17 protein-coding genes are annotated in these 16,432 nt (G+C 70.9%); 6 read left to right on the top strand and 11 right to left on the bottom strand.

The features are described from left to right. Window positions 1-52: 52 nt before the first annotated feature. Both DOE79_RS05320 and DOE79_RS05315 read left to right on the top strand, forming a co-directional pair. Entirely contained in the window at window positions 53-1,720 is a 1,668-nt protein-coding gene (locus DOE79_RS05320; protein ID WP_245977131.1) for an aspartate ammonia-lyase, read from the top strand. 55 nt (window positions 1,721-1,775) lie between these two features. Then, window positions 1,776-2,690 carry an alpha/beta fold hydrolase gene (locus tag DOE79_RS05315; RefSeq protein ID WP_245977130.1) on the top strand — a complete coding sequence of 305 codons (915 nt, stop codon included), beginning with the start codon at window positions 1,776-1,778 and terminating at the stop codon, window positions 2,688-2,690. Here DOE79_RS05315 and DOE79_RS05310 read toward each other — a convergent pair. Genes DOE79_RS05310 through DOE79_RS05300 form a run of 3 tightly spaced genes read right to left on the bottom strand, consistent with a single transcriptional unit; the run spans window position 2,672 to window position 6,024 of the window. Next, complete coding sequence (locus tag DOE79_RS05310) at window positions 2,672-3,472, bottom strand: glycosyltransferase family 2 protein (protein ID WP_220094286.1); 801 nt, start codon at window positions 3,470-3,472, stop codon at window positions 2,672-2,674. The genes DOE79_RS05315 and DOE79_RS05310 overlap by 19 nt on opposite strands. Further along, window positions 3,462-4,337, bottom strand: a complete 876-nt coding sequence (locus DOE79_RS05305; protein WP_120337596.1) for a fumarylacetoacetate hydrolase family protein — start codon at window positions 4,335-4,337, stop codon at window positions 3,462-3,464. The genes DOE79_RS05310 and DOE79_RS05305 overlap by 11 nt, the downstream gene beginning before the upstream one ends. Before the next feature lie 4 nt (window positions 4,338-4,341). Continuing rightward, window positions 4,342-6,024, bottom strand: coding sequence for a DNA-3-methyladenine glycosylase 2 family protein (locus DOE79_RS05300; protein WP_181445880.1), 1,683 nt, complete (start codon window positions 6,022-6,024; stop codon window positions 4,342-4,344). Between the two features lie 199 nt (window positions 6,025-6,223). Here DOE79_RS05300 and DOE79_RS05295 point away from each other — a divergent pair, with 199 nt between their 5' ends. Both DOE79_RS05295 and DOE79_RS05290 read left to right on the top strand, forming a co-directional pair. After that, window positions 6,224-7,486, top strand: a complete 1,263-nt coding sequence (locus DOE79_RS05295) for a PrsW family intramembrane metalloprotease (protein ID WP_120337594.1) — start codon at window positions 6,224-6,226, stop codon at window positions 7,484-7,486. A 173-nt stretch (window positions 7,487-7,659) separates the two neighbouring features. Then, a complete protein-coding gene (locus DOE79_RS05290) occupies window positions 7,660-8,031 on the top strand; it encodes an FKBP-type peptidyl-prolyl cis-trans isomerase (protein ID WP_066594231.1) in 372 nt (123 codons plus the stop codon). On the opposite strand, the gene DOE79_RS05285 is transcribed toward DOE79_RS05290, so the two are convergent. Further along, window positions 8,028-8,276: a DUF167 domain-containing protein gene (locus tag DOE79_RS05285; protein WP_120337593.1), complete on the bottom strand. Its 249-nt coding sequence runs from the start codon at window positions 8,274-8,276 to the stop codon at window positions 8,028-8,030. The genes DOE79_RS05290 and DOE79_RS05285 overlap by 4 nt on opposite strands. An 86-nt stretch (window positions 8,277-8,362) precedes the next feature. On the opposite strand from DOE79_RS05285, the gene DOE79_RS05280 reads away from it, so the two are divergent. Beyond that, window positions 8,363-8,824, top strand: coding sequence for a hypothetical protein (locus tag DOE79_RS05280; protein WP_120337592.1), 462 nt, complete (start codon window positions 8,363-8,365; stop codon window positions 8,822-8,824). Window positions 8,825-8,835: 11 nt separating this feature from the next. Here DOE79_RS05280 and DOE79_RS05275 read toward each other — a convergent pair whose 3' ends face one another. From DOE79_RS05275 to DOE79_RS05255, 5 genes are all read right to left on the bottom strand, one after another. Next, entirely contained in the window at window positions 8,836-9,261 is a 426-nt protein-coding gene (locus tag DOE79_RS05275) for a pyridoxamine 5'-phosphate oxidase family protein (RefSeq protein WP_120337591.1), read from the bottom strand. Window positions 9,262-9,325: 64 nt separating this feature from the next. After that, on the bottom strand, window positions 9,326-10,468 hold the full coding sequence (locus tag DOE79_RS05270; RefSeq protein WP_120337590.1) for a hypothetical protein: 1,143 nt from the start codon (window positions 10,466-10,468) through the stop codon (window positions 9,326-9,328). A 167-nt stretch (window positions 10,469-10,635) separates the two neighbouring features. Further along, the gene (locus DOE79_RS05265) at window positions 10,636-10,902 is read right to left on the bottom strand and encodes a protealysin inhibitor emfourin (RefSeq protein ID WP_120337589.1); all 267 of its coding nucleotides are present in this window, start codon (window positions 10,900-10,902) and stop codon (window positions 10,636-10,638) included. Window positions 10,903-11,024: 122 nt separating this feature from the next. Next, window positions 11,025-12,143 (bottom strand): M4 family metallopeptidase, encoded by a 1,119-nt coding sequence (locus DOE79_RS05260; protein WP_120337588.1) that lies wholly within the window; start codon window positions 12,141-12,143, stop codon window positions 11,025-11,027. A 55-nt stretch (window positions 12,144-12,198) separates the two neighbouring features. Continuing rightward, the gene (locus DOE79_RS05255) at window positions 12,199-12,960 is read right to left on the bottom strand and encodes an SDR family NAD(P)-dependent oxidoreductase (RefSeq protein ID WP_120337587.1); all 762 of its coding nucleotides are present in this window, start codon (window positions 12,958-12,960) and stop codon (window positions 12,199-12,201) included. Between the two features lie 163 nt (window positions 12,961-13,123). On the opposite strand from DOE79_RS05255, the gene DOE79_RS05250 reads away from it, so the two are divergent. Beyond that, window positions 13,124-14,002, top strand: a complete 879-nt coding sequence (locus tag DOE79_RS05250; RefSeq protein WP_120337586.1) for an LLM class flavin-dependent oxidoreductase — start codon at window positions 13,124-13,126, stop codon at window positions 14,000-14,002. 165 nt (window positions 14,003-14,167) lie between these two features. On the opposite strand, the gene DOE79_RS05245 is transcribed toward DOE79_RS05250, so the two are convergent. Together DOE79_RS05245 and cobA are read right to left on the bottom strand one after the other, a co-directional pair. Further along, window positions 14,168-15,376, bottom strand: a complete 1,209-nt coding sequence (locus DOE79_RS05245) for a uroporphyrinogen-III synthase (protein ID WP_425455684.1) — start codon at window positions 15,374-15,376, stop codon at window positions 14,168-14,170. After that, window positions 15,333-16,418: a uroporphyrinogen-III C-methyltransferase gene (gene cobA / locus DOE79_RS05240; RefSeq protein WP_120340172.1), complete on the bottom strand. Its 1,086-nt coding sequence runs from the start codon at window positions 16,416-16,418 to the stop codon at window positions 15,333-15,335. The genes DOE79_RS05245 and cobA overlap by 44 nt, the downstream gene beginning before the upstream one ends. Between the last annotated feature and the right edge of the window lie 14 nt (window positions 16,419-16,432).

Here is a 16,432-nt window from a genome sequence, read left to right as displayed (position 1 = left end):
AAATGTGCGGCTCCCGTGTGGGGGCATTGTGCCGCGATAGAGTGAATCGGTTATGAGCCACAAGCTCGTCCCCGACGGCAATGGAGCCAGCGTGCACACCACCCCCAGCAACCTGTCCACGATCACCGATGCGACACTCAGCCCGACACCCACCCACCCCACTCGCTCCTCGCCGGCAGCGCCGCCGGCCCCCGAGCAGATCGCAGCACCGGAAGGCACCCCCCTCATCGACTCGAACAGCCCCGCAAGCACTCTGAAAAACGCCGCCGTGACCGACAGCGCCGAAGCCACCCCCGGCTTCCGTATCGAACGCGACTCGCTCGGCCGCGTCGAGGTGCCGGCCGAGGCCTACTGGGGAGTGCACACCAAGCGTGCCCTGGACAACTTCCCCATCGCCAAGCGTCCGATCTCGGTGTACCCGGACTTCGTGGTGGCCCTCGCCTCGGTGAAACAGGCCTGCGCCCGCGCCAACGCTGAGGTCGGCGCGCTCAGTCAGGAACGGGCCGACTGGATCGACGCCGCCTGCCAGGAGATCATCGAGGGCAAGCACCACGACCAGTTCGTCGTGGGTGTCATGCAGGGTGGAGCCGGCACCTCCACCAACATGAACGCCAACGAGGTCATCTGCAACCTGGCCCTGGAGAACGCCGGCTACGGCCGCGGGCGTTACGACATCCTCAGCCCCATCGACCACGTCAACCGCAGCCAGTCGACGAACGACACCTATCCCACCGCGATCAAGATCGCGCTGGCCTTCTTCCTCAAGCACCTGCTGCGTGAGCTCAAGGCCCTGCAGGGCTCCTTCTCGGTCAAGGCCGAGGAGTTCGGCCAGATCCTCAAGGTGGGTCGCACCCAGATGCAGGACGCGGTGCCGATGACCCTCGGCCAGGAGTTCCACGGCTTCGCCACCACCCTCGGCGAGGACTACGACAGGCTCACCGAGACAATCTGGCTGCTCGCCGAGGTCAACCTGGGCGCCACCGCGATCGGCACGGGCATCACCGCCGATCCCGGCTACGCGGCCGCGGCCATCCGGCACCTGAACATCATCACCGGGCTCAACCTGGAGACCGCGCCCGACCTGATCGAGTCCACCAGCGACGCGGGCAGCTTCATGTCGTTCAGCGGCAACCTCAAGCGCAGCGCGATCAAGCTGTCCAAGATCTGCAACGACCTGCGCCTGCTCTCCTCCGGACCGCAGGCCGGTTTAGGCGAGATCAACCTGCCGCCCCGGCAGGCCGGGTCCAGCATCATGCCCGGCAAGGTCAACCCGGTCATCCCCGAGGTCGTCAACCAGGTGGCCTTCGCCGTCGCCGGGGCGGATGTGACGGTGACGATGGCCGCGGAGGGCGGGCAGCTGCAACTGAACGCCTTCGAACCCGTCATCGCGCACTACCTGTTCCAGAGCCTCACCTGGATGACCCAGGCGATGTGGACCCTGCGGGTGAACTGCATCGACGGCATCACCGCCAACGAGGACCGTCTGGCGGCGATGGTCGGCTCCAGCGTGGGCGTGATCACCGCGCTCATCCCGCACATCGGCTATGCCGCGGCCGCGGCGCTCGCGCAGACCGCGTTGCTGACCGGGCGGAACGTCGCCGACCTCGTCGTGGAAGCCAACCTGATGACCCGGGAAGACGTGATGCGCGAGCTCGAACCGGCCCGGCTCTCCGGCATGGAGCCGGACACCGGCACGTCGTCGATCCCCATCATCGAGTAGGCGGCAGTCCCGACACGCAGGGGCGCAGGGCGCCACACCGGGTTACTCTGGTGCCGTGTCCCTGCGTGTGAGGCCGAGCGGTCGCCGGCACGAGCCGATCCACCTCGATCGGCTCGCGGCGCTGGACGCCGCCCTGCCGGACCTGGACTGGACGGTCCTGCCCCCTGGCACCCAACGGTACAGTTTCTCCGCCCCCAGCGGCCGTTTGGCCGCGACGGCGCTGGGCCGGCCGGGCGACCCGCGGGTGGTCCTCGTGCCCGGTGCCACAGGGTCGAAGGAAGACTTCGCGCTGCTTGCCCCGCTCCTGGCCGGCGCCGGGTACCGGGTGGAGAGCTTCGACCTGGCCGGCCAGTACGAGTCGGCCGCTGCGGGCCCGGTGCCCGGCGCGGCCTACGACTACGGGCTGTTCGTCGACGACCTCATCGCCGTCCTGGAGTCGGGCCGCACACCAGTGCACGTGCTCGGCTATTCCTTCGCCGGGCTCGTCGCCGAGCTCACCCTGGCCCGCCGGCCCGACCTGTTCGCCTCGCTGGTGCTGCTCACCACCCCGCCGGACCCCGGTCAGACCTTCCGCGGGGTGCGATGGCTCGGTCCGGTGAGCCGCATGGTGCCGCCGCATACCATCGCCTCCCTCATGGTCTGGGGGATCGTGACCAACCGCAACCACACCCGTCCTGGACGTCTCGCCCTCGCCCGGATGCGGTTCGGCTACACCAGCCGCGCGAGCCTTGACGAGATCATCCGCCTGATGAAGCACACCCCGGACGTGCGCCGGGAACTGGCCGGCAGTGCGGTGCCCACGCTCATCGCCGTCGGCAACCGCGATCTGTGGAGACTGCGCCTGCACCGCCGCTTCGCGCGGCGCATCGGCGCAGAGTTGCGCGTCTATCCGGCGGGGCACAGCCCCTGCGAGACCACACCGAACCAGCTGGCCCAGGACATGCTCGCCCTCTACGCCCGGGGGCGCTGAACCCGTCCGGCGCTACCGGATCGGGGTCGGCGACTGCCCGCATTGCGGCGGATGCGCCACGGCGCGTACTCCGGCCAGCCGGCGAACAGGGTGCGACCGGCCCAGGCCACCCGGCGGCCCAGCCCCCGCGGGGTTCCGAACGGCCGGGCGGAGATGCCCACGCGCAGACTGCGGTCGAGCGTGACCGGGTGATCCGCGCCGAGGTGCATGCTGAAGTCGAGGTCGTCGTGCACGGTGTCGCTGTCCCGGCGCACCCGGTCCCTGGTCGCCGCCCAGACCTCCCCGCGCATGGCGAAGTTGGAGCCGAACAGCGGCGGATGGCCCAGCCACAGCCCCATCCAGAGGAAGTAGCCGCCGATGTACAGCCGACGACCGAGCAGGGCAGTGATCGGGCCGCAGCCGTAGAAGTCGCCCGGGCCGGTGTACACGAAGAGGCCGGGCTCGGCCTGGAAGCGCTCCGCGATGCGCTCGACCCAGTCGACGGGCGGCACGGAATCGGCGTCGAGCCGGGCGATCACGGCGCCGGTGGCCGCGTCGTAGCCCGTTGCCGCAGCGGGCCAGATACCCCGGTGCGGCTCGGTGACCACTCGCACTCCGGCGGCGCGCGCAATGGCGGCCGAGGCGTCCGTGCAGGCGTTGTCGACGACGATGATCTCGTCGGCAGGCCGGCGTTGCTCGGCCAGCGCGCGCAGGCAGGTGCGCAGGAAGGCGGCGTCGTTGTAGACGGGAATGACCACCGAGACGGTGATCGGCGTGCGGGGCGGCGCGGGGTCAGATTTCACGGCAATGGGTCGTCAACAAGCCGATGCGGTCGATGGAGACGGTGACCGTCGATCCGTCCTTGAGGAACACCTGCGGTTTGCGGCTGTAACCGGCGCCGCCGGGGCTGCCGGTGGAGATGAGCGTGCCGGGCAGCAGCGTGGACGTGAGGGACAGGTACGCGATGATCTCGGCCACGGTGCGCACCATATCGCCGCTCGACGCATCCTGCAGGATGCGCCCGTCGACGTGGGTGGTCAGCCAGAGGTTCTGCGGGTCGGCGATCTCATCGGCCGTGACGACGAGCGGGCCGGTGGGGGTGAACCCGTCGAACGACTTGCACCTTGACCACTGAGCCTCGGAGAACTGCAGGTCGCGGGCCGTGATGTCATTGACGACCGTGTACCCGAAGACATAGTCCAGCGCGTCACGCACCGAGACGTTGCGGGCCGGGCGGCCGATGATGACACCCAGCTCGGCCTCGTAGTCGACCTGGCTGGTGAGGTCGGCCGGCCAGGAGATGACGGCCTCGTGGCCGGTGAGGGAGTTCGGCCAGAGCGAGAACACGGTGGCCGCGGTCTCGCTGCGCAGCTTGAGCTCGGACGAGTGCGCGGCGTAGTTGGCGCCGATCGCGATGATCTGCGGCGGGCGCAGCACGGCGGAGGAATGCCGGAGGTCGTCGACCGGGGTCAGGCTGGCCCCGTGCTGCAGCGCGTGGGTGGTGAGGGCGCGCACCCGGTCGAACTCGGGTGCGCCCTTTTCGATCAGGTCCTGGAGATCGCGCGGGGCGTCGTCGATCACCTCGTCGAGGAAGAGCGCCTCGTCTTCCACCACGATGGCGAGACGGGGGGTGGACTGGCCTTCAACTCTGAGGTGCGCAAACTTCACTTTCTCAGCGTAACGGGGCCGCGCCCATCTCGCTGGGACCCGGGGAACCGGCCGGTCGCGGAGCCGACCCGGCCGCACGCCACAGGTGCATGCCCGCGTAGCTGCGCCACGGCGCCCAGCGACCGCCGTGGCCGGCCAGGTCGGAGGCCCGGGCGGGCAGGCCGAGCCGCTCGGCGCCCTGCCGCAGCGCGAGATCGCTCGTGAGCAGGATGTCGGGGCTGCCGAGCACCCGCATGGCCACGTATCCGGCCGTCCAGGGTCCGATGCCGGGCAGGGCGGTGAGCCGGGCCTGGAGGTCATCGCGGCTCTCTCCGACGTCGAGCCTGAGCTCGCCGGACGCCAGTGCCTCGGCGACCCGCACGATCGTATCGATTCGCGCGGCGGGTCCGCGCAGCACCTCGCGGCCGTGCTCGGCGATGCGGGCGGCGGTGGGGAACAGCAGAGCCGGTGCGCGCGCGGGATCGACCGGCGCCGGGCGCCCGGGTGCCGTGCCGTCGGGTCCGGGGCCCTCGGATGCGGGATCTGCCGGCTCGGCGCCGCCCGGCAGCGGGTCGCCGAGCGCCGCGCTGAGCCGGCCGAGCGCTGTGCGGGCCGACGCGACCGAGACCTGCTGGCCGAGCAGGGCGCGGAACAGTGTCTCGTCGGGATCGAGGCTGCCCGGCACCCGGATGCCCGGCGTGCGCCGCACCCACTCGGCCAGGGCCGGATCGATGACCAGGGCGCGGTCGATGGCCTGGGCATCCGCGTCGAGGTCGAAGAGCCGGCGCACCCGGCTCACCAGCGGAGCCAGGTCGGCGAGGCTGCTCAACCGGGCCGTGCAGGAGATGGCGGGGGAGCCGGCGGTGCCGGCCAGTGCCAGCTGCAGGGTTGCCCAGCCGTGCGGGAGGCGCAGGGTGCGCTCGTACCCGTCCGCCGTGCGGCGCTCGACGCCGGCCACGGCGCGCACGCCCAAGAAGTCCAGCAGGCCCTGCCCGTCGAAGGGCGCGCGGGCGGGCAGCAGCAAGCTGATCCGTGAGCCGGCGGCATCCGCCTCACCGGTCGTCGTGCCGGCTCTCTCGCCGACCCGCTCGTGGACTCTGGCGGTGGCCGTGGCGTCAACCCGGGCTCCGACCCCGGCTGTGCTGGAACCGGAGCCCGAGCCGGCCCGCGCGCCGGGCGACCGCGCACCGGCGCGCAGGGCCGACGGGGTGCGTTCGTAGACGGCGGCGATGGTCTCGTTGAACTGGCGGATACTGCCGAAGCCCGCCGCGAACGCCACATCCGTGATGGGCAGTTGCGTGCTCGTGAGCAGCACCCGGGCGGTCTGGGCCCTGTGGGCGCGGGCCAGGGCGAGCGGGCCCGCGCCCACCTCGGCCACGAGCACCCGGGTGAGGTGGCGCGGGGTGTAGCCGAGCCGGCCGGCCAGCCCGGGCACGCCCTCCCGTTCCACAGTGCCGTCGCCGATCAGCCGCATGGCCCGGGCGGCAAGGTCATCGCGGATGTTCCACTCCGGGGAACCGGGAACGGCGTCGGGCAGGCAGCGCTTGCACGCGCGCAGTCCCGCCTCATGGGCGGCGGCCGCGGTGAGGTAGAACGAGACGTTGCCCGGCTTGGGCGTCATGGCCGGACAGCTCGGCCGGCAGTAGATGCCCGTGGAGTGCACCCCGGTGATGAACTGGCCGTCGAAGCGGGCATCCCGCGACGACATGGCGCGGTACCGTTCGGCGAAGACGGGGTCGTCGCCGTGCTGTGCGGGGGTGAAGGTGGGTTCGGTCACCCCTCCAGACTGGCAGTATCGCGGCGCAGACGGTAGCGGGAATCGGACACCGCCGTGACGGTCCGGCGCCTCGGCCGGAAGCCCGGCCGGATCCCCGTCAGGAGTGCACGGGTCATCGTAAGCTGGCGGCATGACCCTCGACCCGGCCGGGCAGCCCTTCCCGGTGCCCGCTCAGAGCCCCGTACCCGCCCAGAGCCCCATCCCCGCCCAGGGCGCGCCCATCCAGAGCGCGGTCTGGAGCACTCCGGTGCGCCGCACCAACGTCAGCACGATCGTGTGGGCGACCATCGGCATCGTCCTTGCCGCGCTGGCCCTGATGCTGGTGCTGGTCTACCTCTCCACGTTCCTCGGCCCCGGCGCGCTGCTGGTCTGCCTGGTGCTTGCTCTGGTCCCGCTCACCCTGGTGATCCTGGCGGTGCGCTGGATCGACCGCTGGGAGCCGGAGCCGCGCCCGGCGCTGTGGTTCGCGTTCCTCTGGGGCGCCGGTGTGTCGATCGTGACGGCGCTGGTGTTCGACCTCGGCGTGCAGATCGTGGTCGCCACCAGCGGCGTGGCCCGTCCGGAAGGCGACTTCGCGGCGGCCGTCATCCAAGCCCCGCTCGTGGAGGAAGCCGCGAAGGGTTTCGGTATCCTGCTGCTGTTCTGGGTGATCCGCGGGCAGTTCAACGGGCCCATCGACGGGGTTGTCTACGCGGCCATGATCGCCGCCGGGTTCGCCTTCTCCGAGAACATCCAGTACTTCGGTGTGGCGATGCTCGACGGCGGCCTGAGCGACCTGGGCGTCACGTTCCTGCTGCGCGGGGTGATCTCCCCGTTCGCGCATGTCCTGTTCACCGCGTGCACGGGCCTGGCCATCGGGTTCGCCGCCCGCCGGGCGAGCGGGTCGCGTTATCTGGCCCTGGTCTTCCTCGGCTTCGCGGCGGCCGTGCTGCTGCACGCGATCTGGAACGGCGCGTTCTACTTCCTCACCGACGATGCCTCCCTGGTGGGCTACTACTTCCTCGTGCAGGTTCCGCTGTTCATCGGCGCGATCCTGGTGGTGGCCATGCTGCGCCGCCAGGAGGAGCGGCTCACGCTGCGGCGCCTCGGGGATTACGCCGCGGTCGGCTGGTTCACCGCGGCCGAGGTGGAGATGCTGGCCACCCCGCGGGGCCGTCGGCAGGCGCGCGCCTGGGCAGCCGCACAGCCGCAGGCCCGCCGGCTCGCGATGAACCGCTTCATCGTGGATGCGGCCCGGCTGGCCTCGGTGCGCCAGCGTCTGGTGAGCGCCGAAACGCTGGCGCACCGGCGGGCGACCGCACGGGCGATCCGCCAGGGGCCCGGCGCCGACACCGCCGAGGAGGCCCGGCTGCTCGGCCTGCTGATGCGGGACCGCGCCGAGGTGATCGGCTGACGTAGCCGCCGACGGCGGGAACGAGAAAACTCGCCGCCCGGTGGTGTGGCACTGCCGACAACTCTCCCGGTGCGACGAGTTTCTATGGGATAAGCATGCGCCCCGGCGTCGCGTTCGCGCAAGGGGGAATTTCTCGGTGTGCGTCCGGGCCCGGAATCCGATTGGATGGACTTATGACTGATCTGAACTCCAAGCCCGAACTCGACTTCCCGGAGGGCCCCGCGCCCGAACAGCTCGACATCGTCGACATCGTCGTCGGTGACGGCGCCGAGGCCGCTCCCGGCGCGACCGTCGACGTGCACTACCTCGGTGTCGAGTACGACACCGGCGAAGAATTCGACTCCTCCTGGAACCGGGGCCAGTCGATCAACTTCCCGCTCGGCTCCCTCATCGCCGGCTGGCAGCAGGGGATCCCCGGCATGAAGGTCGGCGGACGTCGCAAGCTCACCGTTCCCGCGCACCTGGCCTACGGCCCCGCCGGCTCCGGTCACCGCCTCTCCGGCAAGACCCTGATCTTCGTGATCGACCTGCTCGGCGTGAGCTAGGACCTCTCCACCCGCACCTGCTTGATTCGTGAGTGGTGGCCCCGGAGAATGCCGACGGCGCTCCGGGGCACCCCGAAATGCTTGGCGAGCAGGCGCACCAGGGCGTCGTTGGCGGCGCCCTCCACCGCCCGCTGCTGCAGGTAGACCGTGAACACTCCGGTGCCGGCGGGGTCGGCTTCCACCAGCGGGCCCTTCCTGCTGCCCGGCTTCACGTGCACGTGCACGATCTCTGCCGATACCGTCATGACCTGCCATTCTGCTGGAGCTGGCCGACCGGTGTGAGTACCGGCTGACGCTCGCGTTCCACGGTACCGCGCGCCGATAATGGGGCATGATCACAATCGACTGTGCCCGGGCTCTGCAGCAGGCAGGGTTGCGCTGGCACCCGGCATCCGGCGACTCCTTCCGCATCGAGCGGCCCGGCTTCGATTCCGAGGTCTTCACGGTCAGCGAGATGACCATCGAGGCCCACGAGTTCGACACCGGAACCATTCTGGGCTTCAACGGCACAACGGAGTGGGCGCTCGATTCCCTCGCACTCGAGGACGCCCTCTGGCTGCCCCGCGAGGACCAGCTCCGGTCTCTGCTGCGCGGAACCTTCCGTTCCCTGAACCGCCTCGACGACGACCGATACCGGGTCAGCGTGCACGTGCGCGGTGCCGACGAGGTGTTCGAGGCGGCAACGGCGGCGGATGCCTACGGCAACGCGGTGCTCATGCTCATCGGGCTGTCGGGGGCGGGGACGGCCGCCCCGGCCGCGGCCGGCGAGCCCGGTGGAGACTCGGGCGACTGAGCGACGGCCGGTCAGTAGCGCTCGGGCTCGGGCTCCAGCGCAAAGCGGCGCCCGGACACCTCGGTGGGAGTGACCTCCACCCAGATGTATTTGAAGGTGGGCACCAGGGGGCGCAGCGGCAACGCGTTCGCGGCGTCGATCTCGGCCTGCGTGTCGAGCACCCGGGCGATGCCCTTCACCACGACGCTCCAGGCGTCCGTGCGGCCGATGGCGTCGGTTTCCAGGACGACCTTGTTGTTCACGGTGAGGGCGAGCAGCTTGGTGCCCTCCGCCGTGCGGAACAACAGACGCTGGTCCGCCGCGACGAAGTTGAGCGGAAAGATCTCGATGTCGTCGGCGACCGCCGCCGCGAGCCGGCCGAAGCTCGAGGAGATCAGCAGCTCCCAGCACTCGTCGTTGCTGAGAACCTGAACCGGGTCAAGGTCGTTGTTGTCCATGCTTCATAGTCCCACTTTGCGGTCCACTCGGCGAGTGCCGCCGAGTGGACCGCGGCGTGTCGCCCTAGCCGAGGGGCGTGGGACGCTGAGCGACGGCGGCGTGGCTGCCGGACCAGTCTGAACGGCGGCGCAGCAGCATGATCCCGAGGAGGATGCCGCCGATCAGCAACGCTCCACCGGCCACCAGGAAGACCGGCAGGGCATCCGTGCCGGTGGCCGCCAGTTCGCTGCCGTTGCCCGTGCCGCCGCCCGGGGGAACCGGCAGCAGCGGGCTCACGGGGCTGGTCGGGGTGGGCGTGGGTGTGCCGGAGGTGGGCGGGGTTGTGGCCGGCGGGGTGGCCGGCGTGCTCGGCCCCGGTGACGGCGTCGAGGTGGGGGTGTCGGTCGGGGTGTCAGTCGGAGTGTCGGTCGGGACGTCGGTCGGAGGCAGCACCGTGCCCGCGGGGTACAGGTTGTGCGTGAGCGAAGCGGAGCAGGTGATGTACGCGCCGTCGCCGTTGGCCGAACCGATGCACTGGTTGATCGAGACCGGCAGGGCCGTGCTCGCGGTGGACGGGGTCACTGTGCAGGTCACGCGGCCAGGTGCTCCGCCGCCGCGGCCGGAGGAGTTGCACTGGGTGATGGTGGCGCCGGTGGTCTGTTGCACGGGAGTGCAGTTGAGGGGGAGCTCACCTCCGCCGTCGCCGGCGTTGTCACCGCACTGGTTGACGGTGGCGGCCGAGAGCGTCGTGTCGCCGATGATGTTGTTGACCACGGTGACCCGGCAGACGACGGTGCCGCCGCCGCCGTTGCCGGAGCCGTTGCACTGGTCGATCACGGTCGTGGCGGTGGGGAAATTCGTGGGGAGCACGGTGCAGAGCACGGCGTCGTTCGCGGCGCCGGTGCAGGTGCGCACGACGATGGTCGAGCTGGAGACGCCGGTTGACACATCCAGGGTGTTGGTCACGGTGACATCGCACTCGATGCCCTGGCCGCCGACGTTCTGGATGCCGTTGCACTGGGTGACCGAGCCGGGGATCGGGGCCGCAGAGGCAGGTGCCTGGGTGGTGCCGAGGACCGCGGTCGCGGCGAGCAGCAGGCCGGCGGCGACGGTGATGCTCAGGCGAAAGATGCTGCGGCGTCGGCCGGGGTCCTGGTGGGCCGGCGCCGAGGAGACGCTGACGTCGATCTCGGATATGAGTGAACGGGATGATGATGACGCAGCCATAATGGCCCCCCTAGGACCAGGGGGAATGAGATCCCCCCGTTATGGTGACTGTACCAGTGCGTCGAGCAGCAACATATTACGGAACTCTGACGTTCTGGCGGGCAGGGCCTCAATCGGGTCGGCGGGAGCGCCACCACGTCGTCGGGTCCTCGATTGCGCGGTGACTCTCAGCGTTCGCTGGCGGCGCGGACCCGGTCGACGAGGTCCTTCCACGCGCCCTGGACCTGGGGTTCGGCGAGCACGACCTCGTGCGGTGCGCAGCGGATGCGGTAGACATAGCGGTCGGGCTCCGGGGCGATGCCCTCGGCTTCGTCCCAGGGCAGGGCGTCGAGGAACTGCACCCAGGCCGCCGCATCCGGTTGTTCGTCGACCTGCACGTCCCAGGTGACCCGGAGCCCGGCGATGCCCCCACTGCGTGAGACGACGACCTTCATGGCCCTATGGTACGTCCGGGAGCGCCGCGGCAGGGGATTTCGGGCCGATCGGAAGGGGCTTCCCAGCGGCGCTGCGGACTGCGGCCGGACTGCGGCCGGACTGCGGCCGGACGGTGCCCGGTTCAGGAGGCGGCTCGCAACGGACCGAGCGTGACGCCCACGCCGTCCCAGCCGGCCAGCACGGCGTCGTGTTCGACCGATCCCTCGCCGTAGCGGGCGGAGGCCGCCGTGGCCGTGGCGCGGGCGAACCCGGCGAAGTCGATCGTGGAGGTCAGGGCGGAACCGGTCAGGGTGTCGTACCAGATCTGGCCAGGGGCCTCCCAGGCGTTGCCGCCGAGCGCCTCGGCCACCAGGTAGAAGGCCCGGTTGGGGATGCCCGAGTTCAGGTGCACCCCGCCGTAGTCCTCGTCGGTCTCCACATAGCCCGACATCGACGACGGCTGCGGGTCGGTGCCCAGAACGTCGTCGTCGTACGCCGTTCCCGGCGCCTTCATCGAGCGGAGCGCCTGGCCCTGCACCTGCTCCGTGAACAGGCCCGCCCCGATCAGCCAACTTGCCGTTGCGGCATCCTGACCGGCGGCGAACTGCTCGACCAGGGCGCCGAACACGTCGGAGACCGACTCGTTGAGGGCGCCGGACTGGCCCTGGTAGGCCAGGTTCGCGCTGAACTGGGTGACACCGTGGGTGAGCTCGTGTGCGATCACGCTCAGGGAGATGGTGAACCGGTTGAACACCTCACCGTCGCCGTCACCGAACACCATGCGCTCGCCATCCCAGAACGCGTTGTCGTACTCGCGTCCGTAGTGCACGGTGGCGTCGAGCGGCAGGCCCCGGCCATCGATGGAATCGCGCTCGTACCGGCGCCAGAATAAGTCGTGGGTGTCACCGAGGCCGGCGTAGGCCTCGTTGACCGCCACATCCGCGACGGGCGGCTGGCCCTCGGTGCGCACCACCCGGCCGGGAAGCGTCTGCAGGTGCAGCGCATCGCTGATGGTGCGGTGGGGGACACCGGGAACGGCCGGAGCCGGAGGCGTGGGCAGGGCGCTGGTGCGGCGCTCGCTCAGGCGCAGGCCGCGGAGCGGGGCGTCCAGCCCGAGCGACCGCTTCGCGGCTTGGGAAGCGGTCGAGAAGCGCGGGTCGTCGGCCTCGGCCAGCCGGGCGAGAATGTACGGCGGAACGATGCCGCAGCGCACCGGGGGAATGAACGGGACGGGGCTCTGAGTGTGGTCTGTGCCTGTCATGCGGAGAGTCTGCCAGCACGGACCGACATTCGCATCAATCGGTGCGAAGGGGAGGTCACATCGCCGCCCAGCCGCCGTCCGAGGTCAACACGATGCCGGTCACGTTGGCCGAATCGGAGCTAGCCAGCCAGGTGATGGCCGCCGCGAGCTGATCAGCCGTGGCCACCGGCGGCAGCACGTGCTGGAAGACCGGGCCGAGCACCGAGCCGGCCAGGGCCGAGAGCATCGGGGCCTCGATATTGGTCTGCACCCCGCCCGGCGCCACGGCGTTGCACCGGACGCCCTGTGCCGAGTACATCACCGAGGTGTTGCGGGTGAGGCCGATCACGGCGTGCTTGGACGCCGTGTAGGCCGCGCCGGCAGCGCCTCCCCGCAGGCCCGCCTCCGACGAGACGTTCACGATCGACCCGCCGCCGCCGGCGACCATGACCGGCAGGGCCGCCCGGATCAGCCGCATGATCCCCGTGACGTTGATGCCGAACACGCGCTCCCAGGTGGCGTCGTCGACTTCTCCGACGGGCAGGAAGCCGTCCATGATGCCCGCGACGTTCGCCACGACGTCGATGCGCCCGTTCGCCGCCGCGACCAGTCGGGTGGCCGTGTCCTCGTGGCTGATGTCGCCGTCCACGGTGACGATGTCGAGGTCGGCGTACTGCTCGACGAGCTCCTGGAGCCGTGCAGGGACCACGTCGCCGGCGATCACCCGGGCGCCCTCCTCCGCGAGTCGCACGGCCGTGGCCTTGCCGATCCCGGAGCCCGCTCCGGTGACGATGGCGGTCTGGCCGGCGAACCGGTCCGGGGTCAGTGTGGAAACCATCGGGTGCTCCTTCGCAATCCGGGAAACGGCCGACTGGCGGCCGAGATGGTGCGCTCGCAGCCGTGCCGCGAACGCACCATTCATAGCACCGTCCGCCCGGCACGGCGCGGGGTGGGCGGATGCGGGCGGCGCCGCTGTCCGGGCCCCTTTGTAGACTGCGGGTATGCGCTACGGAATCGTCATCCTGCCCCAGTACGACTGGTCGGAGGCCCGCCGCCGGTGGCAGGGCGCCGAAGACTACGGGTTCCAGCACGCCTGGACCTATGACCACCTGTCCTGGCGTAGCCTGGCCGACCAGCCGTGGCACGCCACCATCCCCACCCTCACGGCCGCGGCCGCCGTGACCGAGCGCATCCGCCTCGGCACCTTCGTGGCGTCGCCCAATTTTCGGCACCCGGTGCCCTTCGCCAAGGAACTCGCCACCGTCGACGCGATCTCCGGCGGACGACTGACCCTGGGCGTGGGGTCGGGCGGCACCGGTTTTGATGCCCTCGTCCTCGGCCAGGAGGCGTACACGCCACGGCAGCGGCACGAGCGCTTCGCCGAGTTCGTGACCGATCTGGACGTGCTGCTGCGCCACGAGGAGCCGGGGGCGGGCGGCATCAGCTTCGCCGGAGAGTGGTTCACGGCGGTCGATGCCCGCATGGTGGGCCGCCCGGCACAGACCCCGCGGTTGCCGTTCGTGATCGCGGCGAACGGGCCGAAAGGACTCAGGCTCGTGGCCGAGCACGGCGCCGGTTGGGTGACCACGGGAGCCGACGGTGCGACCGGCGAGGAATGGTGGAGCGCGGTCGGCGCTCTGGTGCACCGGCTCGATGACACTCTCGCCTCGGCTGGGCGCGACGCGGCCACGGTGGACCGGTACCTCTCGCTGGACAGCGGCGGCTCGTATTCGCTGCAGAGCGTCGGCGCGTTCGACGATGCCGTCGGTCGCGCCGCCGAGCTCGGTTTCACCGACGTGATCAGCCACTGGCCCCGGTCAGATGGCATCTACGCCGGCTCGGAGTCGGTTCTCGACGAGGTCGCCGCCCGCCTCGCCTAGCCCCGCCGATTTGCCTCAAAATGCCCTCTCAGCCTTCGCGAAAGGTGCTTTCTCGGCATCTCGCGCAGGGAGCGGCTCGCCGACTTGCCGCTAAGTGCCACCTCGCCGCCCGGGACAGGGACTTCTTCGGCACGTCGCGCTGGTCTGGCCGGCCTCCAGAGGGAGCTAGACGTCGATGCGGTAGCCACGCTTGATCACGGTGGCGACCAGGGTGGGCACCGGCAGGGCCTGGCGCAGGCGGCTGATGGCCACGTCGACGGCGTGATCGTCCTGGATCTCCGGCAGAGCGGCCGTGAGATCGGCCCGGGAGAGCACCGACCCGCCGGCGGCGAGCAGGGCGCGCAGCAGGGTGAGCGAGGTCGGCGCCAACAGGGCGGATGCGCCGGCCACCGACACGCGCCGCCCACGGAGCTCGACCAGGCCGTGCCGGCTCTGCAGACGCATCACGCGTTCATCCTCCAGGTAGTCGCAGACGAGCTTGATCAGCGCTCCCATCCGAAACCGCTCCGGCACGATCGGCGTGATGCCGGCCGCCACCAGGGGAGCCGCCGTGACGTGCCCGACCGCGGCGGCCACCACCGGCCCGCGCAGGGCTTCCTGCAGCGCCTCGAGGCGGCTCACGCCATCCGCGGCACCGAACAGCGCCTCGACGGCGGGGGCGCTGGTGAAGGTCACGGCATCCAGCGAGCCCGTGCAGACCGCGTCGATGAGCTTCTGCACCCTGCTCGAATCCTCCGGCAGTAGCCACCGGTAGGGGGCGACCGTGAGAACCGTGGCGCCGGCCTCGCGGAGCCTCTCGATCTGCGACTCGTCGGTGAACCCGTGCAGCTGCACCGCCACGGTGAGTCCGGCGGCGCCTTCGGCCAGGACCTTGTCCACCAGGGACCGGGTTGTCTCTTCGGCGCTCATGCCCGAGTCGTCCAGGTTGGCGGCCCGGATCGCCCCGCGCGCCTTGGGCCCGCGTACGAAGATGCGGGTGTGCTCGAGGGTCTCGGTGAGTTCGTGGCCGAGACCCGCCGCATCTGCCGCCTCGAACCAGCGGCGTACGCCGTACGACGTGGTCGCGAGCAGGATGTCGGGGCGGCCGGCGATGATCGCCGCGGTGTCCGCGGTGATCCGGGAGTCGTCCGCGGCGGCGGCGATGCGGATGGCAGGGGCGTGCAGCACGTCGGCGCCGCGCCTCTCGAACGCGGCGATCAGGTCTTCGCTGCGGCGGTCGGAGGTGACGCCGATGCGGAACCCGTCGAGTTGGTCCGGGCGGAAGCCGGGCAGGCCCGCTTCTGATCCGATGTCGTTAACTGGTGTCTCCGATGGTTCTGGGGGCTTTTCGTTACCTCTGGCCTGAGAGTGTAGCGGCGTTTGCGAGCACCGCAACGGCCGCGGCGTCGTCGCAGCCGGCCAGCCGCACGACCTCGCCGATCACGAGGACGGCGGGGGAGCGGGCGCCGACTTCCCCGGCGACCCGCACCACGGTGTCGATGTCGGCGACCGTGGTGCGCTGCCGGTCCGAGAAACCGCGCTCGATGATGGCGACGGGCATGTCGGCTGCCATGCCGTGGCGGGCCAGTCCGCTGGCCAGGTGTGGCAGGGTTCCCACGCCCATGAGCACCACGATGGTGCCGCCGAGGCCCACCAGATGGGCCAGTTCCTCGTCGCTGAGCGGCACATGGCCGCTGAGTACGGTGAACAGCCGGGACACCTCCCGGTGCGTGACCGGGATGCCCGCGAGCGCCGGCACGGCAATGGCGCTCGTGACCCCGGAAATCACGGTGACGGGCACGCCGGCGGCGCGGCAGGCGGCCATCTCCTCGCCGCCGCGGCCGAACACGAACGGGTCGCCGCCCTTGAGCCGAACGACGGTGAGGCCCGAGCGGGCGCTGGCCACGAGCATCCGTTCGATCTCGGCCTGCGGCACCGCGTGGTGGCCGGGGTGCTTGCCCACGTTCACCAGTTCGGCGCCGGGCGCCCAGTCATCGAGCAGTTCGTGCGGGCCGAGCCGGTCGTAGTAGACGATATCGGCGCCGGCAAGCGCCCGGCGGGCGGCGACGGTGAGCAGCTCGTCGTCGCCGGGGCCGCCGCCGACGAGGGTGACGTGGCCGGTGCGGGCCACCGGCGCGGCAACCTCCCGGGTGAGCCACACCGTGCGCTCAGCGCAGGCGGCGGCGAGGAGCGGTTCGGCCGGGGCCGGCACATCGACGGCGACAACGAGGTCGACGGCCGCCACCAGGTCGCGCCAGTTGGCGGCCGACTGCGGCCAGGCCACCGCGCGCACGAGCGGGTTGGGCACCTCGTAGGTGTCGGCGGCGAGGTACACGACCGCGCCGGCGGCCCGGTAGCGGGCGATCACCCGGCGTGCGGGCCGGCTGCCGCCGATGACGAGCACGCGGCGGCCCGTCACGTCGAGGCTGATGTCCAGGGACTGCGGCATGG

Source organism: Cryobacterium soli, assembly GCF_003611035.1.
In the GTDB taxonomy this organism is placed as follows: domain Bacteria; phylum Actinomycetota; class Actinomycetes; order Actinomycetales; family Microbacteriaceae; genus Cryobacterium; species Cryobacterium soli.
This window is presented reverse-complemented; position numbering and strand designations above follow the sequence as displayed.